This is a genomic window from Variovorax sp. WS11 (genome assembly GCF_010499245.1).
Lineage (GTDB): Bacteria > Pseudomonadota > Gammaproteobacteria > Burkholderiales > Burkholderiaceae_C > Variovorax.
In genome coordinates this window covers 334,160-357,580 of the sequence record NZ_JAAGOW010000001.1, presented here as the reverse complement: position 1 = coordinate 357,580, position 23,421 = coordinate 334,160, and the positions used below count along the sequence as shown (strand labels likewise).

Genomic DNA, 23,421 nt, shown 5'->3' with positions numbered 1-23,421 from the left:
TTTCAGAGTACTTCGGCGAGCTTGTCGCCGCGGGGGTGGCGGCCGGCTTCCTCGATCAGCGCCTCGAGCAGGGCCGGCGCTTGGTCCCCCGACCGGATCAGCCCCATCTGCCATTCGCCCATGAAGCCCTCGCGCACGCTATGCGCCAGGAAGTCGAGCAAGCCGGCGTAGTAGCCCGCCACATCGAGGATGCCGATCGGCTTGTCGTGGTAGCCGAGCTGGCGCCAGGTCCAGATCTCGAACAGCTCCTCGAAAGTGCCGATGCCGCCGGGCAGGGCGACGAAGGCGTCGGCGCGCTCGCCCATCATGGCCTTGCGCTCGTGCATGGTGTCGACCACGTGCAGCTCGTCGCACAGCGGGTTCGCGAGCTCCTTGTCGACCAGGGCCTTGGGGATGATGCCGACGACGCGGCCGCCGGCTGCGCGCGTGGCTTCTGCGACCGTGCCCATCAGGCCGGTGCGGCCGCCGCCGTAGACCAGCTGGCCGCCGCGTTCGCCGATCCAGCGGCCGACCGCCTGGGCCACCGCCGAGAATTCCTGCCGCTCGCCGGGGCGCGAGCCGCAATAGACGCACATCGAAAAAGTAGGGGTCATGCCCCGATCATGCCGCCATCGAATGACGCGCGGCTTGCACGCCGGCAGGTCTTGGGCGCAGGGCCTATCCCGCGAAGCGGTGCCACAGCGCGGCGAACCACACGCCGCAGCACAGGATGATGGACAGCAGCACCGCGGCGCTGCCCACGTCCTTGGCGCTCTTCGAGAAGGAATGCCATTCCGGGCCCACGCGGTCGATGGCCGCCTCGATGCCGGTGTTGAGCAGCTCGACGATCATCACCAGGACGACCACCGCCGCAAGCAGCGCGGTCTCGACCCAGGTCCGGCCGATCCAGAAGGCGGCCGGCAGCATGACGATGGCGCACAGGACCTCCTGGCGGAAGGCAGCTTCGCCCCAGCCGGCGCGGAAGCCGTCCAGCGAGATCAGGGTGGCGTGCCAGATGCGGTCCAGGCCGCGTCGCGACTTCTGCGGATTGACGGGATTGTTGACGGTGCTCATCGGCGGCTCATGGGTATGGAGGGGATCAGGCGGGTGCCGGCCCAGGCGTCGTGCCAGAACTGGCGTTCGGGATGAAAGCGCGAGAGTAGCGCCCAGACGATCACCCAGCCGAAGATCAGCACGGCGGACTCGCCGCCGCCCAGCTTGAAGGGCGCGATGGCGGCCAGCGGCGGCAGGAACCAGATCCAGGAGAGCAGGTAGCGCAGCAGCGCGCGGCCTTGCGTGACCGGGCGGCCGAGCCGGTCGACCACGCGGATGCCCCAGGTCTTCATGGCCAGTGTCTGGCCCTTGGACCAGAACCAGACGAAATAGACGCCGAACACGACGAACAGGAAGGCCTGCAGCAGGTGCCGGCGCGAGTCCATGGCGTCGCGCATCTGGCCCAGCGTGCTGAACAGCCAGCCGGCGACGAACACCACGGCGAACAGCAGCATGCCCTCGTAGAGCCAGCAGGCCATGCGCCGCCACAGGCCGGGCGCGCTCAGGCCGGCAGGAGCGGCGGGGGCGGAGGGATCAGGAAGGGACGTGGCGCGGGTACCGGCGCTGTCGGGGGACTGGAAGCCATCGGGCAGCTTGTATCACGGCGCTGCGGAGGGCTGATCGCTGGTGCGTGTCTGAGGCGTGGCGGAGACCGAGGTGTCGGCCGGGGCAGCCGTGGCGGAAGGCGGCGGCACCTGCGCTTCGGCGGTGACGGGCGGGCCGGCTGCCGGGAGCATGACCGGGCCCGCCGCCGAACCCGCGGCGGGCAGGCGTGCGAAAGGCGGCTGCGCCATGGGTGCCGGCGGCGCCAGCTGGATTCGCGGTGTGTGTGGTGCGTCGGGCGTCGCGGCGGGCAACTGGACCAGCTTCTGGGCCGGCACCGGCCGGATCGACACCGCAGCGCCAGGGCGGGGCTTGGCGCGCGCGGCCAGCTCGCGTTTTTCTTCCTCGCTGAGGGCTTGATAGGCCTCCCACTTGGCCTTGCGTTCATCGACCGGGACCTGCTTGACCTCGGCGAAGTTGAGGCGAGCCTGCGAGCGTTGCTGGTTGCTCAGCGTGGCCCATTCGGTCATTCGGCTGTGCAGGACCTCCTGCTCCGCCGGCGACAGCTTGGCGTAGTTGCGCGAAAGGGCCAGCCACTTGCGCTTGTGGGGTTCGGTCAGGCTGTCCCATTGCAGCGCGAGCGGCTCCAGGGCGCGCTGCTGTCGGGCGCTCAGGTCGCGCCACAAGGGCTTGGAGATGGCTGCCGGCTTCGCCGTGGTCACGGAGGCGGCCGGGGTTGTACCGTGGGCCTGGACCTGGGCGCCGGCGGGCACCATGGCCGCGCCGGCGAGCGCGAACACCAGCAGCATGCACGCGCTCCCGGCCGCGCCCGGCAACAGCCGGCGCAGCGGAATGGGCGCGTTGGAACGAGGGCGTTGCGGCATGCGAGCGGGCGAAAGGAAGTGGGCTTAACGCTGGGCGGTGGCTTCGGTCTTCAGGAACTGGGCGAAACCGGGGTCTGTATAAGCGGCAGGCGGCAGGTCGTCGGTCAGCAGGGCGGCATCGACTTCGGCCAGCTCGTCGGTCCGGTTGTCCTCCTGCAGGGTGGTGATGACGATGAGGCCGGCCACGAGCGCGATCAGCGGGATGACGGAGCCGATGCGCGTCCACCAGCCACCGCCAAGTGCCGCGGTCCCGCCGTTCGGCACCACGGCAGGGGCCGTTTGCAGCACCCGCACCACCTTGCGGCGTGCCAGGGCCTGCATGCGCGCGGCGCGCAGGCGCTCGCCGATCTCGTGCGGCAGATCCTGGGTGCCGGCCGAGAGCCGTGCGGCCACCCGGCGGCCGAACTGCGCCTCGGTCGCGGCAGAGGTGGTCGAAAGCGTTGTATTCATAGCGAAATTCCCTTGGCCTTGAGTGCCTTGCTCAGGGCGTGAACGGCGCGCGAACAGTGGGTCTTGACGCTACCTTCGGAACAGCCCATCGCAGCGGCCGTCTCGGCGACGTCCATTTCTTCCCAGTAACGCATTAAAAAGGCCTCGCGTTGACGACCCGGCAAGGCGGCGATTTGTTCCTCGATCTGATGAAAAATTTGTGCGCGCCGGGTGCTGTCCTCGGCGCTCTCGCTTTCCCGGGTGTCCGGGCCGGCCGCGAAATGTTCGAGCAGGTCGAATTCGCCGTCCTCGTTCGAGGCCTCGAAGTCGCTCATGTTGGAGAAAAGCGCCCGCCGGGTCTTCTGGCGCCGGAACCAGTCCAGCGTGCAGTTGGAGAGGATGCGCTGGAACAGCAGCGGGATTTCGTTGGGCGGCTTGTCGCCGTAGTGCTCGGCCAGTTTCATCATGCTGTCCTGCACGATGTCGAGTGCGGCTTCCTCGTCCCGCACGTGGTAGATCGTGCGCTTGAAAGCGCGTCGTTCGACGCCTTTCAGGAAATCGGAGAGTTCTTGTTCAGTGGCCAAGCGAGTCCGGCACAGGGCGCGCCGCGTGGGAGGTGTCTCGGGGACGAGATGCTGGTTTTTGTCGCCGCGGATTATGCCTGTGCGCCTGTTACAGCCGTGCCTCGGGCCTCGGCCGGTTTTCCGATGTCATAATCCGCGCTGCAAGTCAAAAGGCAAACGGGTCACGGTCCGGCGGTACGACAAGTCCGCTCATGGCTTTGGCCTCAAGTTTCGACGCGGCTTCACAAGAGCTTGCGAAGAGGCACCCAAGGTTTTTCGTTCCCGAAAAAACGCAAAGGTTGATCATGGAAATGTCAAAGGCGGAACTCGCTTCCGCAGCAGCCGTCACCGGCAGTCAAACGCAAGAACTCATGGGCGCCGAAGTGCTGGTCAAGGCACTGCAGGCCGAAGGCGTCCAGTACGTCTGGGGCTATCCCGGCGGCGCGGTTCTCTATATCTACGACGCGTTCTACAAGCAGGACACCATCCAGCACGTGCTGGTGCGCCACGAACAGGCGGCCGTGCATGCGGCGGACGGTTATGCGCGCGCCACCGGCGAGGTCGGCGTGGCACTCGTCACCTCGGGCCCGGGCCTGACCAATGCCGTCACCGGTATTGCGACTGCTTACATGGACAGCATCCCGATGGTGATCATCTCGGGCCAGGTGCCGACGGCGGCCATCGGCCTGGATGCCTTCCAGGAATGCGACACCGTCGGGATCACCCGCCCGATCGTCAAGCACAACTTCCTCGTCAAGGACCCCAAGGACCTGGCGATGACGATGAAGAAGGCCTTCCACATCGCGCGCAGCGGGCGTCCGGGCCCGGTCGTGGTGGACGTGCCGAAGGACGTCTCCTTCAAGAAGGTCAGCTACAGCGGCTATCCCGACAAGGTCGAGATGCGCTCGTATAACCCGGTGCGCAAAGGCCATGGCGGCCAGATCCGCAAGGCGCTGCAGCTGCTGCTCTCGGCCAAGCGCCCCTATATCTATACCGGCGGTGGTGTGCTGCTCGGCAACGCGACCAACGAGCTGCGCGCCCTGGTCGACATGCTGGGCTACCCGGTCACCAACACGCTGATGGGCCTGGGCGCCTATCCGGCCTCCGACCGCAAGTTCCTCGGCATGCTGGGCATGCACGGCACCATCGAGGCCAACAACGCGATGCAGAACTGCGACGTGCTGCTGGCCGTGGGTGCGCGCTTCGACGACCGCGTGATCGGCAACCCGAAGCACTTCGCGCAGAACGAGCGCAAGATCATCCACATCGACATCGACCCCTCGAGCATCTCGAAGCGGGTGAAGGTCGACATTCCGATCGTCGGCGACGTGAAGGAAGTGCTGACCGAGCTGATCTCGATGATCAAGGAAAGCAGCACCAGGCCTGACGCGACCGCGCTGGCCGGCTGGTGGGACACCATCGAGGGCTGGCGCAGCAAGGACTGCCTCAAGTACGACCGCGGCAACAAGGACGTGATCAAGCCGCAGCACGTGGTCGAAACCCTGTGGAACATGACCAAGGGCACCGACACCTACATCACCTCGGACGTCGGCCAGCACCAGATGTGGGCGGCGCAGTACTACCGCTTCGACGAGCCGCGCCGGTGGATCAACTCCGGCGGCCTGGGCACCATGGGCGTGGGCATCCCCTATGCGATGGGCATCAAGCTGGCGAAGCCGCAGTCGGAGGTGTTCTGCATCACGGGCGAGGGCTCGGTGCAGATGTGCATCCAGGAACTCTCGACCTGCTTGCAGTACAACACGCCGATCAAGATCTGCTCGCTCAACAACCGCTACCTGGGCATGGTGCGCCAGTGGCAGGAGATCGAATACTCCGGCCGCTACAGCCACAGCTACATGGACGCGCTGCCCAACTTCGTGAAGCTGGCGGAGGCCTATGGCCATGTGGGCATGCTGATCGAACGCCCGCAAGACGTCGAGCCCGCGCTGCGCGAGGCGCGCAAGCTCAAGGACCGGACTGTGTTCATGGATTTCCGCACCGACCCCACCGAGAACGTGTTCCCGATGGTGAAGGCGGGGATGGGCATCACCGAGATGCTGCTGGGCTCCGAGGATTTGTAACGGACGACAAGCCGGCCTGCGATGCGGGCCGGCTCCTTGATCAACTTTTTTTGCGGATGAATCTATTGTCCGCCGAGCCCGCGCATTACCGTGCACGGGGGAGGGCGGCGAAAAGAGGAATCCCTTCCTGACATGAAACACATCATTGCCGTGCTGCTCGAGAACGAGCCCGGTGCACTCTCCCGCGTCGTGGGTCTTTTTTCCGCCCGCGGCTACAACATCGAATCGCTCACCGTCGCTCCCACCGAGGACGCGAGCCTGTCGCGCATGACCATCGTGACGGCCGGCTCCGACGACGTGATCGAGCAGATCACCAAGCATCTCAACCGCCTGATCGAGGTCGTCAAGGTCGTCGACCTGACCGAGGGTGCCTACACCGAGCGCGAGCTCATGATGGTGAAGGTGCGCGCGGTCGGCAAGGAGCGCGAGGAGATGATGCGCATGGCGGAGATCTTCCGCGGCCGCATCATCGACGTGACCGACAAGAGCTACACCATCGAGCTCACCGGCGATCACGGCAAGAACGATGCCTTCCTCGAGGCCATCGATCGCGGCGCCATCCTCGAGACCGTCCGTACCGGCGCCAGCGGCATCGGCCGCGGCGAGCGCATCCTGCGCGTTTGAGAAGCCTCACCCCCACATCCACCGAATCTACGAAGGAGCACACCATGAAGGTCTATTACGACAAGGACGCCGATCTGAGCCTGATCAAGGGCAAGACCGTGGCGATCATCGGCTACGGCAGCCAGGGCCATGCGCACGCGCAGAACCTCAACGACAGCGGCGTGAAGGTCGTCGTCGGCCTGCGCAAGGGCGGCGCTTCCTGGCCCAAGGTCGAGAAGGCCGGCCTGAAGGTCGCCGAAGTGGCAGACGCCGTGAAGTCGGCCGACGTGGTCATGATCCTGCTGCCCGACGAGCAGATCGCCAACGTCTACAAGAACGACGTCGCCCCCAACATCAAGGAAGGCGCCTCGCTGGTGTTCGCGCACGGCTTCAACGTGCACTACGGCTTTGTGCAGCCGCGCGCCGACCTCGACGTGTGGATGGTGGCGCCCAAGGCCCCCGGCCACACCGTGCGCAGCACCTACACCCAGGGCGGCGGCGTGCCGCACCTGATCGCGGTGCATGCCGACAAGAGCGGCAAGGCGCGCGACCTGGCTCTTTCGTATGCGACGGCCAACGGCGGCGGCAAGGCCGGCATCATCGAGACCAACTTCCGCGAGGAGACCGAGACCGATCTGTTCGGCGAGCAGGCCGTGCTGTGCGGCGGCACTGTGGAGCTGATCAAGGCCGGCTTCGAGACACTGGTGGAAGCCGGCTACGCGCCCGAGATGGCCTACTTCGAGTGCCTGCACGAGCTGAAGCTGATCGTCGACCTGATCTATGAAGGCGGCATCGCCAACATGAACTACTCGATCTCGAACAATGCCGAGTACGGCGAGTACGTGACGGGTCCGCGCATCGTGACCGAGGAAACCAAGAAGGTCATGAAGCAGGTCCTGCACGACATCCAGACCGGCGAGTACGCGAAGAGCTTCGTGCTGGAGAACGCAGGAGGCGCGCCCACGCTGATGAGCCGCCGCCGCCTGAACGCCGAGCACCAGATCGAGGTGGTGGGCGAGAAGCTGCGCGCCATGATGCCCTGGATCAAGAAGAACAAGCTGGTCGATCAGACTCGCAACTGATCAGGCTTTCCAATGCGACAAGGGCCACCCTCTGGGTGGCCCTTTTCTTTGATGCCGCGCGAGCGGCTGAACTACACTGCGCCGATCCATGCATGACGACACGCTCCCCGAAGATCTAGCGCCGCGCAAGCGCCGCAAGGGCATCTACATCCTGCCCAACCTGTTCACGCTGGCGGCGCTGTTCGGGGGCTTCTACTCGGTCGTGATGGCCATGAACGGGCGCTTCGACCTGGCAGCACTCGGCGTGTTCGCCGCCATGATCCTCGACAGCCTGGACGGCCGCGTGGCGCGCATGACCAACACGCAGAGCGCCTTCGGCGAGCAGATGGATTCGTTGTCCGACATGGTGTCCTTCGGTGCCGCACCGGCGCTGATCGCTTACGAATGGTCGCTCAAGGGCCTGGGGCGGTGGGGCTGGATCGCAGCCTTCGTCTACTGCGCCTGCGCCGCATTGCGGCTGGCGCGCTTCAACGTCAACACCGGGGTGGTCGACAAGCGCTGGTTCCAGGGCCTGCCTTCGCCGGCGGCCGCGGCGCTGGTGGCCGGCTTCATCTGGCTGATGACCGAGTGGGGCAAGCGCGGCGGTGAGGTGCTGTACCTGTCCTGGCAGCAGATCACCTGGATCACTTTCGGCTTCACGCTCTATGCCGGCCTCACGATGGTGACCAACGTGCCCTTCTACAGCTTCAAGGACGTCCAGGTGAAGAAGAGCGTGCCCTTCGCCGTGATCGTGCTGATCGCGCTGGCCATCGCGGTGATCAACATCCATCCGCCGACGGTGCTGTTCGGCGTATTCGTGGCCTACGGCCTGAGTGGCTACGTGGTCTACGGCTGGCGCAAGGCCAAGGGGCAGCACGTGAGCGTCATCAGCACCTCGACCGAGGAGCCCGACGAGCGGGGCCTGCACAAGTAATTCGGCCTGTGCTACATTCGCCACTCCCATGAACAAGATTTCGCTGGCCCTACTACTGATCCCCCACGGGCGGAGAAGGTAGCGCGCGCAAGCGATTCCATCACACGGCCCGTTCGCACCAGCAACGGGCCGTTTCATTTGGGGTTGCTGGTTGTCCATCCAACCACAGCGAGAAATACAGATGTTGAAGCAACCCGACCGCAAGTACCGCGCCTTTGCACCCATCGGCCTCAAGGACCGCACCTGGCCCGATGCCGTGCTGACCCAGGCCCCGATCTGGCTGTCGACCGACCTGCGCGACGGCAACCAGGCGCTGGTGGAGCCGATGGACATCGACCGCAAGATGCGCATGTTCGAGACCCTCGTGGCCATTGGCTTCAAGGAGATCGAGGTTGGCTTCCCCTCGGCGTCGCAGATCGAGTTCGACTTCGTGCGCAAGCTGATCGAAGAAGACCGCATTCCCGACGACGTGACGATCCAGGTTCTGACGCAGGCGCGCGATCACCTGATCGAGCGCACCTTCGAATCACTGCAGGGCGCGCCGCGCGCCATCGTGCACCTGTACAACGCGGTCGCGCCCGTGATGCGCCGCGTGGTGCTGGGCATGGACGAGGACCAGATCGTCGAACTGGCGACCTCCCACGCTCGCATGTTCAACGTGCTCGCGGCCAGGCAGCCGGCCACGACGTGGACCTTCCAGTACTCGCCCGAGATGTTCTCGGGCACCGACCTAGCCTTCTCCAAACGGGTGGTGGACTCAGTCACCGAGGTCTGGGCCCCGACGCCCGAGCGCAAGTGCATCGTCAACCTGCCCTCGACGGTCGAGCACTCCACGCCCAACATCTTCGCGGACATGATCGAGTGGATGCACCGCAACCTGGCGCGACGCGATTCGATCGTGCTGTGCGTGCATCCGCACAACGACCGCGGCACGGGCACGGCCGCCGGCGAGTTCGCCCTAATGGCAGGCGCCGAGCGCATCGAGGGCTGCCTGTTCGGCAATGGCGAGCGCACCGGCAATCTCGACGTGGTGAACGTCGCGCTCAACCTGTACACGCAGGGCGTTTCGCCCGGCCTGGACTTCTCGAACATCGACGAGATCCGCGCCACGGTCGAGCACTGCAACCAGTTGCCGGTGCACCCGCGTCATCCCTATGTGGGCGACCTGGTCTACACCTCCTTCTCGGGCTCGCATCAGGACGCGATCAAGAAGGCCTTCGCGGCCCGCAAGGAAAGTGACATCTGGGAGATGCCCTATCTCCCGATCGACCCCAAGGACGTGGGCCGCAGCTACGAAGCCGTGATCCGCGTCAACAGCCAGTCTGGCAAGGGCGGCATCGCCTACCTGCTCGAAAGCGAGTTCGGGCTCGAGCTGCCGCGCCGCCTGCAGATGGAGTTCAGCCAGGTGGTGCAGCGCGTGATGGACGTCGCAGGCAAGGAGCTCACGGCGGCCGATCTCTGGCAACTGTTCGAGCGCGAGTACCGCATCGGCGACAAGGCAGGCCCCCAGCACCGCGTGCTCGAGGAGCGGGGCGAGGGCGCCGGCGCTTCGGTGATACTGCGCGCCGACCTGCCCTGGGCCGGCGAGATGCGCCGCATCGAGGGCCGCGGCAATGGGCCGATCGACGCCTTCATCCACGCGCTGGCCGAAGCCACCGGGCATTCGATCCGCGTGATCGACTACCACCAGCATGCGATCGGCGCCGGTGCCGATGCGCAGGCCGTGGCCTATCTCGAGCTGCGGGTCGACGAGACCCGGACGCTGTTCGGCGTCGGCAAGGACGCCGACATCGTTTCGGCCTCGCTCAAGGCCATCGTGTCAGGCCTCGAGCGGGCGCGAGCGCAGGGCGCCCGCAGCGCACAATCGGCGGTTGAAGCCGCCTAATTCAAGGACCAAGGAGACCCGCGATGGCCGACAAACTCATCATCTTCGACACCACCCTGCGCGACGGCGAACAGTCGCCGGGCGCCTCGATGACCAAGGACGAGAAGCTGCGCATCGCGCGCCAGTTGGAGCGTCTGCGGGTCGACGTCATCGAGGCCGGCTTTCCGGCCAGTTCGAACGGTGATTTCGACGCCGTCGCGGCGATCGCCGGGGCGATCAGGGAGTCCACGATCTGCGGCCTCTCGCGGGCCAACGACCGCGACATCTCCCGCGCCGCCGAGGCCTTGAAGGGCGCGGCCAGCAGCCGCATCCACACCTTCATCGCAACCTCGGCGCTGCACATGGAGAAGAAGCTGCGCATGACGCCCGACGAGGTGTTCGAGCAGGCCAAGCTTGCCGTGCGCTTTGCGCGCAACCTGGTCGGCGACGTCGAGTTCAGCCCGGAGGACGGCTACCGCAGCGACGTCGACTTCCTGTGCCGGGTGCTCGAGGCCGTGATCAACGAGGGGGCGACCACCATCAACGTGCCCGACACCGTCGGCTATGCGGTCCCGGAGCTCTACGGCAACTTCATCAGGACGCTGCGCGAGCGCATCCCGAACAGCGACAAGGCCGTCTGGTCCGTGCATTGCCACAACGACCTGGGCATGGCGGTCGCCAACTCGCTGGCCGGCGTGAAGATCGGTGGGGCGCGGCAGGTGGAATGCACCATCAACGGCCTGGGCGAGCGCGCCGGCAACTGCTCGCTCGAAGAGATCGTCATGGCGGTGAAGACACGAAAGGATTACTACGGGCTGGAACTCGGCATCGACACCCGTCACATCGTGGCGGCGAGCCGCATGGTCAGCCAGACCACCGGCTTCGTGGTGCAGCCCAACAAGGCGGTGGTGGGCGCCAATGCCTTCGCCCATGCCTCGGGCATTCACCAGGACGGCGTGCTGAAGGCGCGCGACACCTACGAAATCATGCGCGCCGAAGACGTGGGCTGGAGCGCCAACAAGATCGTGCTGGGCAAGCTCAGCGGCCGCAACGCCTTCAAGCAGCGCCTGCAGGAACTGGGCGTGGCGATGGAAAGCGAGGTCGACATCAACGCCGCCTTCGCCCGCTTCAAAGAGCTTGCCGACAGAAAGAGTGAAATATTTGACGAAGACATCCTTGCACTTGTAAGCGACGAGGAGCATTCGCACGTTGCGGAGCAGTTTGGTTTTGTATCCTTGTCACAGCACAGCGAAACCGGCGAGCGCCCCCAGGCGCGCATCGTTTTCACGGTGCATGGCAAGGAAGTTACGAGCGAGTCGGATGGCAATGGCCCGGTCGATGCTTCGCTGAAGGCCATCGAGGCCCGGGTGAAGAGCGGGGCGGAGATGGTGCTCTATTCGGTGAATGCCATCAGCGGGTCGACGGAGAGCCAGGGCGAGGTCACGGTCCGTTTGCAGAACGCGGGCCGGGTCGTCAATGGCGTCGGTGCCGATCCGGACATCGTGGTGGCTTCGGCCAAGGCTTATTTGAGTGCGCTCAACAAGTTACAGAGTCAAGCTGAGAGAGTGGCAGCACAAGGTTAGTTGTTTGGGGGGTCCTTTGTTTCGAATGAAGAAAAGGATGCAAGTAACTGATATTGCGTGTCTTTTTTGATTTCGATACACTGCGGTCCTGCTAATCGCCGCTGGAGTTTTTTGATGCCCGATGCCCCTTCCTGCCGAGTGTCCAGCCAGCGGTTCCTTCCCGCTCTTCGCCTCGTCGCCGTTGCGCTTTGCGCCACGGCGTTTTTGTTGCCCGCAGCCCAGGCCGCCAAGAAGGCGCCGGCCGGCAAGAAGACCGAGGTCGCCAGCGAGAGCAAGAAGCGCGGCACGGCCTCCAAGCGCAGCGTCAAGGGCGAGCAGGCGGACAAGGTGGTGAGCGGCGGGCGCAACGTGGTGGCTTCGATCCGCAAGCGGGGCGGCAAGACAGTGGTGGCGGTGCAGCGGCGTTCTGTGGTGCGCGTGCCCGAGATCGCGGCGCGTCAGTCCTTCGGCCAGCTCGCCGGCCTGCACGGCACGGAAGATGCACTGGACCTGAAGTCCAGCGTGGCCCTGGTGATCGACCAGGACACGCGCGAGGTGCTCTTCAGCAAGAACGACAACGTCGTGCTGCCGATCGCCTCGCTCACCAAGCTCATGACCGGGCTGCTCATCAGCGAAGCCCACCTGCCTACCGACGAGCTGATCACCATCACGCAGGACGACGTCGATACCGAAAAAGGCAGCCGCTCGCGCCTGACCGTCGGCAGCACGCTGCCGCGCGGCGAGTTGCTGCACCTGGCGCTGATGTCCAGCGAGAACCGCGCCGCGCATGCCCTCGGCCGCACCTATCCTGGCGGCTTGGCGACCTTCGTGAGCGTCATGAATGCCAAGGCCAAGATGCTCGGCATGAAGGACACGCGCTACGTCGAACCCACTGGCCTCTCGAGCCGCAACCAGTCGAGCGCGCAGGACCTGGCCCTGCTCGTCAACGCCGCCTATGCCGACGCCACCGTGCGCCAACTCTCGACCTCGCCCGAGTACCAGGTCGAAGTGGGCAACCGCGTGCTGCAGTACAACACCACCAACCGTCTCGTGAAGAGCCCCGACTGGGACATCGGCCTCCAGAAGACCGGCTACATCTCCGAAGCCGGCCAGTGCCTGGTGATGCAGGCCCGGATCGCCGGCCGCAAGCTGATCATGGTGTTCCTCGATTCCGCCGGCAAGCTCGGCCGCATCGCCGATGCCGAGCGCGTGCGGCGCTGGGTCGAAGCCAACCACCACATGATCAACCCGGCCGCGGCGACGCGGCAGCCCTCCCTCGCCGCGGCCCACGTCGCGAGCTGATCTCCCCGATGTCTACAGCCGGCCGTAGCGCCGGCCCGGCGGCGCCTCAGGCGGCCGGCGGTGCACCGGCGGCGTTGTAACCGAGCGCGCTGGAGATCTCGTTGGCGGTGGCCTGCAGCTTCGGCAGCCAGCCGTCGTCGAGCCGGTCGGCCGGGGCCGAGATCGACAAGCCCGCGACCAGCTTCCCCTGATCGTCGTAGATGCCGGCGGCCATGCAGCGCACGCCGAGCTCCAGCTCCTCGTTGTCTCGGGCGATGCCGTACTGCCGCGCCTTGGACAACTCCCGCTCCAGCGCCGGCAGCTGCGTGATGCTGTTGCGCGTGTGGCCAGCGAGGCCGGTGCGGGTGGCGTAGCTGCGCACGCGCTGGGGCTCGTCCACCGCCAGGAACAGCTTGCCGGTGGAGGTCAGGTGCAGCGGGGCGCGCCCGCCGATGGCGCGCACCACCTGCATGCCGGAGCGTTCGCTGTAGGCGCGCTCGATGTAGACGATCTCATCCCCCTGGCGCATGCTGAGATTGACCGGCTGCTGCGTGAGCTTGTGCAGCTCGCGCATCGGCACCATCGCGGCGTCGCGCACGTTCAGCCGGCCCTTCACCAGGTTGCCCAGCTCCAGCAGGCGCATGCCCAGCCGGTAGCTGCCGGCTTCCGGCCGGTCGACGAAGCGGCCGACCGCCAGGTCGTTCAGGATGCGGTGGGCAGTGGAGGGGTGCAGGCCCGTCTTTTCGCTGATCTCCTTCAGCGAGATGGCTTCCTCGCGGGAGGCCAGCACGTCGATCAGCGAGAACATGCGCTCGATCACCTGGATGACAGGCGTAGCCGGAATATCTGATTGGGGTTTTCTCATGGGCAACGCGGTTTGGAGGGAACCGGTTGCGATTTTACTTGGTGAAATCGGCCGGCGCTTGCCAGCGGCCCCCGATCAGTACTTCATGTGGCGTGAAGCGCGCCTTGTAGTTCATCTTGGCGCTGCCCTTGATCCAGTAGCCCAGGTAGACGTGCGCCAGGCCCAGCTTGCGCGCCTGCTCGATCTGCCACAGCACGCTGTAGTTGCCGTAGCCGGCGCCCGGCTCGGGCTCGTAGAAGGTGTAGACGGCCGACAGTCCGTCGTTCAGCACGTCGAGGATGGACACCATCTTCAGCGCGCCGGCGCTGCCGTCCGGGCGGGTCTCGCGGAACTCCACCAGCCTGGAATTGACCCGGCTCTGCAGCAGGAACTGGGTGTACTGGTCGATGCTGTCGTGGTCCATGCCGCCGCCGGCATGGCGGCCGTTCTGGTAGCGCAGGTAGAGCTGGTAGTGCTCGGGCACGAAGCAGAGCTTGAGCACGCGCGCCTGCAGGTCGGCGTGGCGCGCCAGGGCGCGGCGCTGGCTGCGGTTGGGCTTGAACGCGTCGGCCAGCACGCGCAGCGGTACGCAGGCGCTGCAGCCGTCGCAATGGGGCCGGTAGGTGAACATGCCGCTGCGGCGGAAGCCGCTGAGCACCAGGTCCGAGTAGGCGTCGTTGTGGATCAGGTGGCTGGGCGTCGCGACCTGCGAGCGGGCCTGCCGGTCCGGCAGGTAGCTGCACGGATAGGGCGCCGTCGCGTAGAACTGCAGCGTGTGGAGCGGAAGATCCTTGAGGTGCGTCACGTCGAAAGAGAGGTTCGCGCAGGCAGGAGTTCGGACCAGTATACGGGCTCGAAACGCCACTGCGGCCCCGCCAGATGACGTGCCCTTGCCACGTGTGAGAGAAAGCGCGCGCGCGGCATTTCAGAGGCGCCCAGGCTCGCCAGGTGGCTGGTGTTCTGCTGGCAGTCGATCATCGCGATGCCGTGCCGGCGGCAGAAGCTGACCAGCGCGGCCAGCGCGATCTTGGAGGCATCGGGCCGGCGCGCGAACATCGATTCGCCGAACACGGCGCGCCCGATCCCCACGCAGTAAAGGCCGCCGGCGAGTTCGCCGTCGATCCAGGTCTCGACACTGTGGGCGTGTCCGGCCCGGTGCAAGGCCGCATAGGCGCGCACCATCTCGGGCAGGATCCAGGTGCCGGTCTGGCCGACGCGCGGGGCCTGGGAGCAGGCCTGGATCACCGTCTCGAAGCCGTGGTCGATGCGGATCTCGAAGCCCGGGCTGGCGAGGAAGCGCTCCAGCGTCTTGCGCAACGAGCGGTGCAGCTTGAAGCGCGCCACCTCCAGCACCATGCGCGGATCCGGGCTCCACCACAGGATCGGCTGGCCTTCGCTGAACCAGGGGAAGATGCCGTGCGAGTAGGCCTGCAGCAGGCTCGGAACGTCGAGACCGCCGCCCGCGGCCAGCAAGCCGGGAACGGGGTCGGATTCGCCCCACGCCGATGCAGCGTCGGGCAGCGGGTCACCGGGTGCGAGCCAGGGCAGTTGCATGGTCGGAGGTATACACGGCTTCGGTGGGGCGCGATGTCATCGGAAGCCGAATGCGCGGGATGCCCATATAGTGTCCCTCCCTGAGAAGCTGAGTTGCGGCCAACACAAATGGAAAGAGAACCATGGTGACAGCAGAAACAACGAATCCCACGCGCTTCGGCAGCGGCCAGGCCGTGCGGCGGCTCGAGGACGAGAGCCTCCTGGCCGGTGCCGGGCGCTACACCGACGACGTCGCGCTAGCGCGTCAGACCCATCTGTACTTCGTGCGTTCCCCTTATCCGCATGCGCGCGTGGCAGCGATCGATGCCGCTGCCGCGGCGGCGATGCCCGGCGTCCTGCGCGTGCTGACCGGCGCCGATCTGCAGCAGGCCGGCGTCAAGCCCATGCCGGGGGCCGTGGCCTTCAAGCGCGCCGACGGATCCGATTGCGCCTCCCCGCCGCGGCATGTGCTGGCGATCGACACGGTGCGCTTCGTCGGCGAGCCGGTGGCCGCCGTGATTGCCGAAACGGCAGCCCAGGCGCGCGACGCGGGCGAGGCGGTAATGATCGACTACGAGGAACTTCCGATGGTGGTGGACACGCAGGCCGCCGCCGCGGATGGCGCGCCGCTGGTATGGGGCGAAGCCACCGACAACATCGCCGCCGAGATGCGCCACGGCAGCGCCGAGGCGGCCAGCGACGCCTTCGCCCGCGCCGACCACGTGGTCGCGCTGGACGTCGTCAACCAGCGCGTGGTCGCACTTACGATCGAGCCGCGCTCGGTGCTGGCCGATGTCGACCCGGCCTCCGGGCGCCTCACGATCCGGATGAGCACCCAGATGCCCTCGGGCGTGCGCAACTCGGTCTGCGAGGCCACCGGCCTGTCGACCGAGCAGGTGCGGGTGGTGGTGGGCGACGTCGGCGGCGGCTTCGGCATGAAGACCGGCGCCTACCCGGAAGACATCGTGGTGGCCTTCGCGGCGCACACGCTGCAACGCCCGGTGAAATGGGTAGCCGACCGCAGCGAGGAATTCCTCTCCACTTCCCACGGCCGCGACATCGAGGCGCGGGCCGAGCTCGCGCTCGATGCCAAGGGCAAGGTCCTCGCGCTGCGCATCCGCACCCTGGCCAACGTGGGCGCCTACGCCACTGCCACCGGTGTCGTGATCCAGCTGCTCATCGGCCCCTGGGTGCAGACCAGCGTCTACGACATCCAGACCATCGACTTCGATTTCCTGGCAGTGCTCACCAACACCGCGCCGACCGGCGCCTACCGCGGCGCCGGCCGCCCCGAGGCGATCTACACCATCGAGCGGCTGATGGACGAGGCTGCGCGTCAGACCGGCATCGACCGCATCGAGTTGCGCCGGCGCAACTTCATCCAGCCGGCCCAGATGCCCTACACCAACCCGATGCAGCAGACCTACGACACCGGCCGCTTCGAGTCGGTCATGGACCAGGCCCTGGCCCTGGCCGACTGGCAGGGCTTCGACGCGCGGGCCGCCGAATCGAAGCGCCAGGGACGGCTGCGTGGGCTGGGCATCGCCACCTTCCTGGAGTGGACCGGCGGCAACGTGTTCGAGGAGCGCGTGACGGTGGCGGTGCAGGCCGACGGCGTCATCGAGGTGTTCTCGGCCGTCAACGCCATGGGGCAGGGCATCGCGACCACCCTGGCGCAGCTGGTGGTCGATGCCTTCGGCGTCCCGATCGAGAAAGTGCGCATCGTGCTGGGCGACACCGACCGCGGCGATGGCTTCGGCAGCGCCGGCTCGCGCTCCATCTTCACCGGCGGCTCGGCCGTGCGGGTGGGCGCCGAGCGCACCATCGACAAGGCCCGCGCGCTGGCAGCGCAGGAGCTCGAGGTGGCACCGGAGGACGTCCGCTACGAGGCCGGCGCCTTCAAGGTGGCCGGCACCGACCTGTCGCTGGACCTGTTCGCGCTCGCCGGCCGCCAGCCCGAGGGGCAGATCTTCGTCGACTCCACCAGCACCGTCGCCGGCCCGACCTGGCCCAACGGCTGCCACATCTGCGAGGTGGAGATCGATCCGGCGACGGGCGAGATCGGCGTCGCGGCCTATGCGTCGGTCAACGACGTCGGCCGGGTGATCAACCCGATGATCGTGCGCGGCCAGCTCGAGGGCGGCGCCGTGCAGGGCATCGGCCAGGCGCTGTGCGAGCGCGTGGTCTACGACGCCGAAACCGGCCAGCCGCTGACCGGCAGCCTGATGGACTACGCCGCGCCGCGCGCCGACATCATGGCCGCGATGTTCAAGACCGAGATGGACCAGAACACGCCCTGCCTGAACAACCCCCTGGGCGTGAAGGGCGTGGGCGAGCTCGGCACCATCGGCGCCACGCCGGCCGTGGTCAACGCGGTGGCCGATGCCTTCGCGCGCAACGGCATGGCCGGCCTCACGCCGCGCCTGGACATGCCGCTGACGCCCGCACGCATCTGGCAGCTCATGCAGCCCGGCCCCTGAGGCTCAGAAGTCCTCGAGCGGCAGCCCGACGTAGTTCTCGGCCAGCGAGGTCGATGCGGCGCGCGAGTGCACCAGGTAGTCGAGCTCGGCCTCCTGGATCTTCTGCCCGAACTCGCCGGTGTCCGGGAATCGGTGCATCAGCGAGGTGAACCACCACGAGAAGCGCTCGGCCTTCCAGATCCGGCGCAGGCACAGCTCGGAGTAGCGGTCGAGCGCCGACGCGCTGTGCTCGCGGTAGAAGACCTCCAGGGCGCGCGACAGGTAGCCGACATCGGCGGTGGCCAGGTTCAGGCCCTTGGCACCCGTGGGCGGCACGATATGGGCCGCATCGCCGGCCAGGAGCAGACGCCCGAAGCGCATCGGCTCGGCGACGAAGCTGCGCAGCGGCGCGATGCTCTTTTCCAGCGACGGGCCGGTCACCAGGTGCTCGCGGGCCTCGGGGTCCAGGCGCAGGCGCAGCTCGTTCCAGAAGGCCTCGTCGCTCCAGTTCTCCACGCGCTCCTCCACCGGCACCTGCACGTAGTAGCGGCTGCGCGTGGCGCTGCGCATGCTGCACAGCGCGAAGCCGCGCGGCGTGTTGGCGTAGATCAGTTCGTGCGACAGCGGCGGCACGTCGGCCAGCACGCCCAGCCAGCCGAAGGGGTAGACCTTCTCGTAGGTGTGGATGGCGCCGGCCGGCACGCTGGCGCGGCTCACGCCGTGGTAGCCGTCGCAGCCGGCGATGAAGTCGCATTCGATCTCGTGGGTGGCGCCGTCCTTCTCGTAGCGCACCGTCGGGCGCTCGCCGTCGAAGCCGTGCAGGCTGACCGGCGAGGCGCCGTAGATCGTCGTCAGCCCCTCGGCCTCGCGTGCGTTCATCAAGTCGTGCGTGACCTCGGTCTGGCCGTAGACCGTGACCTGCTTGCCGCCGGTCAGCCCATGCAGGTCGATGCGGTGGCGCGCGCCCTTGAACAGCAGCTCGATGCCCTCGTGCGGCAGCCCCTCGGCCTTGGCGCGGGCATCGACGCCCGCCCGCGCCAGCAGGTCCATCGTGACCTGCTCCAGCACGCCGGCGCGGATGCGGCCCAGCACGTAGGCGCCGGTCTGGCGCTCGATGATGATGTTGTCGATGCCGGCCTTGAAGAGCAGCTGGCCGAGCAGCAGGCCGGCGGGGCCTGCGCCGATGATGGCGACCTGGGTGCGCATGGATGTCTCCTGGAATGTTGGGCCAAGCGTAGGGCGAAGCGGCCGTCATGGCATCACCCCGGACGATCCTCTGTGCGATGATGAGGTCGCCTGCGCGATGATCGCGCAACACCTGAAATCCCGCCGCCGTCATGACCATCGCCAAGCCGGACTTCATCGAGGGCATCGCCAAGGGCATGGCCGTGCTCGAGAGCTTCGACACCGAGCGCCAGCGCCTCAATGCCACGCTGGCGGCCGAGCGTGCCGGCCTGACGCGTGCCGCCGCCCGGCGCCACCTGCTCACGCTCGCCCATCTGGGCTACCTCGAGACCGACGGCAGCTACTTCTGGATGTCGCCGAAAGTGCTGCGCTTCTCCGGCAGCTACCTGGCTTCCTCGCGGCTGCCGCGCGCGCTGCAGCCCACGCTGAACCGGCTCGCGGCGCAGACCGGCGAATCCTTCTCGGCCGTGGTGCTCGACGGCGAGGAGGTGGTGATCATCGCGCGCAGCGGCGCCTACGTCACGCCGACCCGCGTGCTCGCCTACGGCCTGCACCTCGGCGCGCGCCTGCCCGCGCACGCGACCTCGACCGGCTGCGTCATGCTGGCGTCGATGAGCGCGGCGCAGCTCGCGCAATGGCTCAAGGGCCGCGTGCTGCCGCGCATCACGCCGCACACCATCACGCAGGCGCGCGTGCTGCGCCAGCGCATCGCCCAGGTCCGCAAGGACGACTTCTGCTTCGCCAGCGAGGAGCACGAGCTGGGCGTGCAGGCACTGGCAGTGCCGCTGCGCGACATGCAGGGCCACACGGTGGCGGCGCTCAACGTGGTGCTGTCCGGCGGCCGTCACCCGGAGGAGGCGCTGCGCCGCGACATGCTGCCGCTGCTGTTCGAGGCGGCGCGCGAGCTGCGCTCGCTGCTCTGAACTTCGTCCGAGCTACGATCTCGAACGATCCTTTGCCGGATGATTCCACCATGCGACTGCTGCTGCTCGAAGACGACGTGATGATCGGCGAGGCCGTGCTGGACCTGCTGCGGGCCGAGAACTACGCGGTCGACTGGGTCAAGGACGGCGAGGCCGCCGACACCGCGCTGCGCACCCAGCAATACGACCTGGTGCTGCTCGACCTCGGCGTGCCGCGCCGCGACGGCCTCGAGGTGCTGCGCGCCCTGCGTGCGCGCAAGCAGCGCATGCCGGTGCTGATCGCCACCGCGCGCGACTCGGTGCAGCAGCGCATCGAGGGCCTGGATGCCGGCGCCGACGACTACGTGCTCAAGCCCTACGACCTCGACGAGCTGCTGGCGCGCATCCGCGCCTTGCTGCGCCGCGCCTCGGGCCGGGCCGAGCCGGTCTACGAGCACATGGGCGTGAGCATCCACCCGACGACCCGCGAGGTCACGGTCAACGGCCAGCCGGTGGTGCTGTCGGCGCGCGAATGGGCGGTGCTCGAGCCGCTGATCGCGCGGCCCGGCATGGTGCTGTCGCGCGCGCAGCTCGAGGAAAAGCTCTACGGCTGGAAGGACGAAATCAGCAGCAACGCGGTCGAGGTCTATGTGCACGGGCTGCGCAAGAAGCTCGGCGCGGACCTGATCCGCAACGTGCGGGGGGTGGGGTACATGGTGCCAAGGGAATGAAGTCTTTACGCGCGCGTCTTCTGTGGTTCCTGCTCGCGGCCATCGTGCTCGCCGCCGGCTCCCAGGCCTTCGTCGCCTACCGCACGGTGCTGAACGAAGCCGACGAGATCTTCGATTACCACATGCAGCAGATGGCGCTCTCGCTGCGCGCCGGCCTGCCGCCCAGCGCGGCCGTCAGCGGGCTCAGCGACGGCGACGAGAACTTCGAGTTCGTCGTGCAGGTCTGGACGATCGACGGGCAGCGCATCTTCGAATCGGCCGCGCAGGCCGCGTTGCCGCAGCGCGCAGTGCTGGGCTTTTCCAACGTCCGGGCGCGCGGTACCACCTATCGCGTGTTCTCGCTGCAGAGCCGCACGCTGGTGATCCAGGTGGCGCAGGACATGGCGGCGCGCCGCCACATGGCCGGCACGCTGGCACTGCGCACCGTCGGGCCGATCGCGCTCGCGGCGCCGCTCTTGATGCTGGTGGTGTGGTGGGTGGTGAGCCGCTCGCTGGCCCCGGTGGCGCGGGTGCGCGGCCAGGTCGCGGCGCGGCAGGCCGACGACCTGTCGCCGGTGAGCGAGAGCGGCCTGCCCGAGGAAGTGCGCCCGCTGGTGCACGAGCTCAACCTGCTGTTCGAGCGCGTGCGCCACGCCTTCGAGGCGCAGAAGCACTTCGTGGCCGACGCCGCGCACGAGCTGCGATCGCCGCTGGCCGCGCTCAAGCTGCAGGTCCAGAGCCTGAAACGCGCGCCCGACGAGGCCACGCGCGAGCTGGCCGTCAACCGCCTGGCCGCGGGCATCGACCGCGCGACGCGGCTGGTCGAGCAGATGCTGGCGCTCGCGCGGCAGGAGGCCAGCGCCAGCGCCGACATGCCGCCGGAAGCGGTGGAACTGCAGGAGGTCGCGCGGCTCGCGCTCTCCGACGCCATCGCGGCCGCCCAGGCGCGGCGCATCGACATCGGCATCGCCAGCGCCGACGCGGCCCGGGTCCGGGGTCGGCCGGAGGCCCTGCGTACGCTGCTGCGCAACCTGCTCGACAACGCCGTCAAGTACACGCCCGAGGGCGGGCGCGTCGACATCCGCATCGCGCAGCAGGCGGACGGCGCCGAACTGGCCGTGGAAGACAGCGGCCCGGGCCTGCCGGCCGAGGAGCGCGAGCGTGTGCTCGACCGCTTCTACCGCTCGGGCGAGTCGCAGGCGCCGGGCAGCGGCCTGGGGCTGGCGATCGTCAAGTCCATCGCCGACCAGCATGGCGCGACGCTGGACATCGGGCATTCGGAGGGCCTCGGGGGCCTGCGAGTGAGGCTGCGTTTTCCCTCGATCGTTTAAGGCGGGCCTAAGCGATGTGACGGACATTCCCTTTCATCGTGTTTCCCGTTGACACCTCGAAAGGAACTTCCATGAATGTCCGTCTGAACTCGCCCCGTGCCCTCGCTGCTGCTCTGGTGGCCGCCGGGGTGATCGGCGCCGTCGGCGCGGGCGCCTACACCAGTGCCATTGCCGTGGGCACGCCGGCCGCGGCGCCCGCCGCGGCGGCGCCGCTGGTCACCATGCCCGACTTCTCGACCATCACCTCGCGCGACGGGCCGGCCGTGGTCAACATCAGCGTCACCGGCACCACCAAGACCGCGATGGAGGGCATGGCCGGCATCGATCCGGACGACCCGATGTTCGAGTTCTTCCGCCGCTTCGGAGGCCAGTTCGGCCAGCGCGGCCCGCAGCGCGACGTGCCCGTGCGCGGCCAGGGCTCGGGTTTCATCGTGAGCCCCGACGGCATCATCATGACCAACGCCCACGTGGTGAAGGATGCCAACGAAGTCACGGTCAAGCTCACCGACCGCCGCGAGTTCCGCGCCAAGGTGCTGGGCTCGGACGCCAAGACCGACATCGCCGTGCTCAAGATCGACGCCAGGAACCTGCCGACGTTGACGCTGGGCAACACCAAGGATCTCAAGGTCGGCGAATGGGTGCTCGCCATCGGCTCGCCCTTCGGCTTCGAGAACACGGTGACGGCCGGCGTCGTGAGCGCCAAGGGCCGCTCGCTGCCCGACGACAGCTACGTGCCCTTCATCCAGACCGACGTGGCGGTGAACCCCGGCAACTCGGGCGGGCCGCTCCTGAATACGCGCGGCGAGGTGGTGGGCATCAACTCGCAGATCTACAGCCGCAGCGGCGGCTACCAGGGCGTGTCCTTCGCGATTCCGATCGACGTCGCCGTCCAGGTGAAGGACCAGATCGTCGCCACCGGCAAGGCCAGCCATGCACGGCTGGGCGTGGCGGTGCAGGAGGTCAACCAGGCCTTCGCCGACTCCTTCAAGCTCGACAAGCCCGAAGGCGCACTGGTGTCGAACGTGGAGAAGGGCGGCCCGGCCGAGCAGGCCGGCTTGCGCTCGGGCGACGTGATCCGCAAGGTCGACGGCGAGCCCATCGTCGCTTCGGGCGACCTGCCGGCCCTGATCGGCCAGAGGAAGCCCGGCAGCCGCATCACGCTGGACGTGTGGCGCCAGGGCGAGCGCCACGAGATCAGCGCCCGGCTCGGCGATGCCGGCGAGAAGATCGCCACCGTGGCCAGGAACGACGCCGGCGCCGGCCACGGCAAGCTCGGCCTCGCGCTGCGGCCCTTGCAGCCGCAGGAGCGGCGCGACGCCCATGTGGAAGCCGGCCTGCTGATCGAGGATGCAGGCGGCCCGGCGGCCCAGGCCGGCGTGCAGGCCGGCGACGTGCTGCTGGCCATCAACGGCACGCCCGCCAGGAGCGTGGAGCAGGTACGCGAGGTGGCGGCGAAGGCCGACAAGTCGGTCGCGCTGCTGATCCAGCGCGACGGCGACCGGATCTTCGTGCCGGTTCGCCTGGGCTGAAAGGCGGGCGCCGTGCCACTGCGGCGCCCTTCACGCTATCTCCACCGGCCTACCCCAGCTTGAGGAGGCATCGTGCAAAAGTGCCTTGGCC

22 protein-coding genes are annotated in these 23,421 nt (G+C 67.6%); 12 read left to right on the top strand and 10 right to left on the bottom strand.

All coding sequences use genetic code 11. The features are described from left to right. Positions 1-2: 2 nt before the first annotated feature. From GXN78_RS01965 to GXN78_RS01940, 6 genes are all read right to left on the bottom strand, one after another. Positions 3-593, bottom strand: a complete 591-nt coding sequence (locus tag GXN78_RS01965; protein WP_106553978.1) for a TIGR00730 family Rossman fold protein — start codon at positions 591-593, stop codon at positions 3-5. A gap of 64 nt (positions 594-657) precedes the next feature. After that, a complete protein-coding gene (locus GXN78_RS01960) occupies positions 658-1,053 on the bottom strand; it encodes a diacylglycerol kinase (RefSeq protein ID WP_106553979.1) in 396 nt (131 codons plus the stop codon). Then, a complete protein-coding gene (locus GXN78_RS01955) occupies positions 1,050-1,538 on the bottom strand; it encodes an RDD family protein (protein ID WP_204162242.1) in 489 nt (162 codons plus the stop codon). Before GXN78_RS01955 ends, GXN78_RS01960 begins: the two co-directional genes overlap by 4 nt. A gap of 93 nt (positions 1,539-1,631) precedes the next feature. After that, positions 1,632-2,459, bottom strand: a complete 828-nt coding sequence (locus GXN78_RS01950) for a DUF3106 domain-containing protein (protein ID WP_106553981.1) — start codon at positions 2,457-2,459, stop codon at positions 1,632-1,634. Positions 2,460-2,483: 24 nt separating this feature from the next. Beyond that, positions 2,484-2,909: a DUF3619 family protein gene (locus GXN78_RS01945; RefSeq protein WP_106553982.1), complete on the bottom strand. Its 426-nt coding sequence runs from the start codon at positions 2,907-2,909 to the stop codon at positions 2,484-2,486. Further along, positions 2,906-3,472, bottom strand: coding sequence for an RNA polymerase sigma factor (locus tag GXN78_RS01940; protein WP_106553983.1), 567 nt, complete (start codon positions 3,470-3,472; stop codon positions 2,906-2,908). The genes GXN78_RS01945 and GXN78_RS01940 overlap by 4 nt, the downstream gene beginning before the upstream one ends. A 284-nt stretch (positions 3,473-3,756) precedes the next feature. Here GXN78_RS01940 and GXN78_RS01935 point away from each other — a divergent pair, with 284 nt between their 5' ends. From GXN78_RS01935 to GXN78_RS01905, 7 genes are all read left to right on the top strand, one after another. Continuing rightward, a complete protein-coding gene (locus GXN78_RS01935) occupies positions 3,757-5,532 on the top strand; it encodes an acetolactate synthase 3 catalytic subunit (RefSeq protein WP_106553984.1) in 1,776 nt (591 codons plus the stop codon). Between the two features lie 132 nt (positions 5,533-5,664). Beyond that, positions 5,665-6,156: an acetolactate synthase small subunit gene (ilvN, locus tag GXN78_RS01930; RefSeq protein ID WP_068683703.1), complete on the top strand. Its 492-nt coding sequence runs from the start codon at positions 5,665-5,667 to the stop codon at positions 6,154-6,156. After that, positions 6,153-7,217, top strand: coding sequence for a ketol-acid reductoisomerase (ilvC, locus tag GXN78_RS01925; protein ID WP_258186931.1), 1,065 nt, complete (start codon positions 6,153-6,155; stop codon positions 7,215-7,217). The genes ilvN and ilvC overlap by 4 nt, the downstream gene beginning before the upstream one ends. 88 nt (positions 7,218-7,305) lie before the next feature. Continuing rightward, on the top strand, positions 7,306-8,130 hold the full coding sequence (gene pssA, locus GXN78_RS01920; protein WP_106553986.1) for a CDP-diacylglycerol--serine O-phosphatidyltransferase: 825 nt from the start codon (positions 7,306-7,308) through the stop codon (positions 8,128-8,130). A 181-nt stretch (positions 8,131-8,311) separates the two neighbouring features. After that, complete coding sequence (gene leuA / locus GXN78_RS01915; RefSeq protein WP_106553987.1) at positions 8,312-10,015, top strand: 2-isopropylmalate synthase; 1,704 nt, start codon at positions 8,312-8,314, stop codon at positions 10,013-10,015. A 23-nt stretch (positions 10,016-10,038) separates the two neighbouring features. Then, on the top strand, positions 10,039-11,577 hold the full coding sequence (locus GXN78_RS01910; protein ID WP_106553988.1) for a 2-isopropylmalate synthase: 1,539 nt from the start codon (positions 10,039-10,041) through the stop codon (positions 11,575-11,577). Positions 11,578-11,691: 114 nt separating this feature from the next. Then, the gene (locus tag GXN78_RS01905) at positions 11,692-12,858 is read left to right on the top strand and encodes a serine hydrolase (protein WP_106553989.1); all 1,167 of its coding nucleotides are present in this window, start codon (positions 11,692-11,694) and stop codon (positions 12,856-12,858) included. A 46-nt stretch (positions 12,859-12,904) separates the two neighbouring features. On the opposite strand, the gene GXN78_RS01900 is transcribed toward GXN78_RS01905, so the two are convergent. From GXN78_RS01900 to aat, 3 genes are read right to left on the bottom strand one after another with little or no spacing between them, the layout of a single operon-like run. Beyond that, a complete protein-coding gene (locus GXN78_RS01900; protein WP_106553990.1) occupies positions 12,905-13,702 on the bottom strand; it encodes an IclR family transcriptional regulator in 798 nt (265 codons plus the stop codon). A 34-nt stretch (positions 13,703-13,736) separates the two neighbouring features. After that, on the bottom strand, positions 13,737-14,486 hold the full coding sequence (locus GXN78_RS01895) for an arginyltransferase (RefSeq protein WP_106553991.1): 750 nt from the start codon (positions 14,484-14,486) through the stop codon (positions 13,737-13,739). Continuing rightward, positions 14,483-15,235, bottom strand: coding sequence for a leucyl/phenylalanyl-tRNA--protein transferase (gene aat / locus GXN78_RS01890; protein ID WP_106553992.1), 753 nt, complete (start codon positions 15,233-15,235; stop codon positions 14,483-14,485). The genes GXN78_RS01895 and aat overlap by 4 nt, the downstream gene beginning before the upstream one ends. Before the next feature lie 122 nt (positions 15,236-15,357). Between aat and GXN78_RS01885 the strand changes: the two genes are divergently transcribed. Beyond that, positions 15,358-17,694, top strand: a complete 2,337-nt coding sequence (locus tag GXN78_RS01885) for a xanthine dehydrogenase family protein molybdopterin-binding subunit (protein ID WP_239142573.1) — start codon at positions 15,358-15,360, stop codon at positions 17,692-17,694. A 3-nt stretch (positions 17,695-17,697) separates the two neighbouring features. Here GXN78_RS01885 and pobA read toward each other — a convergent pair whose 3' ends face one another. Continuing rightward, positions 17,698-18,879 (bottom strand): 4-hydroxybenzoate 3-monooxygenase, encoded by a 1,182-nt coding sequence (gene pobA / locus GXN78_RS01880; RefSeq protein WP_106553993.1) that lies wholly within the window; start codon positions 18,877-18,879, stop codon positions 17,698-17,700. Between the two features lie 131 nt (positions 18,880-19,010). Between pobA and GXN78_RS01875 the strand changes: the two genes are divergently transcribed. The 4 genes from GXN78_RS01875 (at position 19,011) to GXN78_RS01860 (ending at position 23,330) form a co-directional block, all read left to right on the top strand. Then, positions 19,011-19,781 (top strand): IclR family transcriptional regulator C-terminal domain-containing protein, encoded by a 771-nt coding sequence (locus GXN78_RS01875; RefSeq protein WP_106553994.1) that lies wholly within the window; start codon positions 19,011-19,013, stop codon positions 19,779-19,781. Between the two features lie 50 nt (positions 19,782-19,831). Beyond that, on the top strand, positions 19,832-20,491 hold the full coding sequence (locus tag GXN78_RS01870; RefSeq protein ID WP_106554144.1) for a response regulator transcription factor: 660 nt from the start codon (positions 19,832-19,834) through the stop codon (positions 20,489-20,491). Continuing rightward, entirely contained in the window at positions 20,488-21,801 is a 1,314-nt protein-coding gene (locus GXN78_RS01865; protein WP_106553995.1) for an ATP-binding protein, read from the top strand. Before GXN78_RS01870 ends, GXN78_RS01865 begins: the two co-directional genes overlap by 4 nt. A gap of 71 nt (positions 21,802-21,872) precedes the next feature. Then, positions 21,873-23,330: a DegQ family serine endoprotease gene (locus GXN78_RS01860; protein WP_106553996.1), complete on the top strand. Its 1,458-nt coding sequence runs from the start codon at positions 21,873-21,875 to the stop codon at positions 23,328-23,330. The last annotated feature ends 91 nt before the right edge of the window (positions 23,331-23,421 follow it).

Excerpts from the sequence above, each read along its gene's own strand:
- aat (WP_106553992.1), bottom strand. The coding sequence starts at position 15,235 with ATGCAACTGCCCTGGCTCGCACCCGGTGACCCGCTGCCCGACGCTGCA.
- GXN78_RS01885 (WP_239142573.1), top strand. The coding sequence starts at position 15,358 with ATGGTGACAGCAGAAACAACGAATCCCACGCGCTTCGGCAGCGGCCAG.
- pssA (WP_106553986.1), top strand. The coding sequence starts at position 7,306 with ATGCATGACGACACGCTCCCCGAAGATCTAGCGCCGCGCAAGCGCCGC.
- GXN78_RS01910 (WP_106553988.1), top strand. The coding sequence starts at position 10,039 with ATGGCCGACAAACTCATCATCTTCGACACCACCCTGCGCGACGGCGAA.
- GXN78_RS01965 (WP_106553978.1), bottom strand. The coding sequence starts at position 593 with ATGACCCCTACTTTTTCGATGTGCGTCTATTGCGGCTCGCGCCCCGGC.
- leuA (WP_106553987.1), top strand. The coding sequence starts at position 8,312 with ATGTTGAAGCAACCCGACCGCAAGTACCGCGCCTTTGCACCCATCGGC.
- GXN78_RS01900 (WP_106553990.1), bottom strand. The coding sequence starts at position 13,702 with ATGAGAAAACCCCAATCAGATATTCCGGCTACGCCTGTCATCCAGGTG.
- GXN78_RS01875 (WP_106553994.1), top strand. The coding sequence starts at position 19,011 with ATGACCATCGCCAAGCCGGACTTCATCGAGGGCATCGCCAAGGGCATG.
- ilvN (WP_068683703.1), top strand. The coding sequence starts at position 5,665 with ATGAAACACATCATTGCCGTGCTGCTCGAGAACGAGCCCGGTGCACTC.
- GXN78_RS01870 (WP_106554144.1), top strand. The coding sequence starts at position 19,832 with ATGCGACTGCTGCTGCTCGAAGACGACGTGATGATCGGCGAGGCCGTG.
- pobA (WP_106553993.1), bottom strand. The coding sequence starts at position 18,879 with ATGCGCACCCAGGTCGCCATCATCGGCGCAGGCCCCGCCGGCCTGCTG.
- GXN78_RS01935 (WP_106553984.1), top strand. The coding sequence starts at position 3,757 with ATGGAAATGTCAAAGGCGGAACTCGCTTCCGCAGCAGCCGTCACCGGC.
- GXN78_RS01950 (WP_106553981.1), bottom strand. The coding sequence starts at position 2,459 with ATGCCGCAACGCCCTCGTTCCAACGCGCCCATTCCGCTGCGCCGGCTG.
- GXN78_RS01960 (WP_106553979.1), bottom strand. The coding sequence starts at position 1,053 with ATGAGCACCGTCAACAATCCCGTCAATCCGCAGAAGTCGCGACGCGGC.
- GXN78_RS01945 (WP_106553982.1), bottom strand. The coding sequence starts at position 2,909 with ATGAATACAACGCTTTCGACCACCTCTGCCGCGACCGAGGCGCAGTTC.
- GXN78_RS01905 (WP_106553989.1), top strand. The coding sequence starts at position 11,692 with ATGCCCGATGCCCCTTCCTGCCGAGTGTCCAGCCAGCGGTTCCTTCCC.
- GXN78_RS01865 (WP_106553995.1), top strand. The coding sequence starts at position 20,488 with ATGAAGTCTTTACGCGCGCGTCTTCTGTGGTTCCTGCTCGCGGCCATC.
- GXN78_RS01860 (WP_106553996.1), top strand. The coding sequence starts at position 21,873 with ATGAATGTCCGTCTGAACTCGCCCCGTGCCCTCGCTGCTGCTCTGGTG.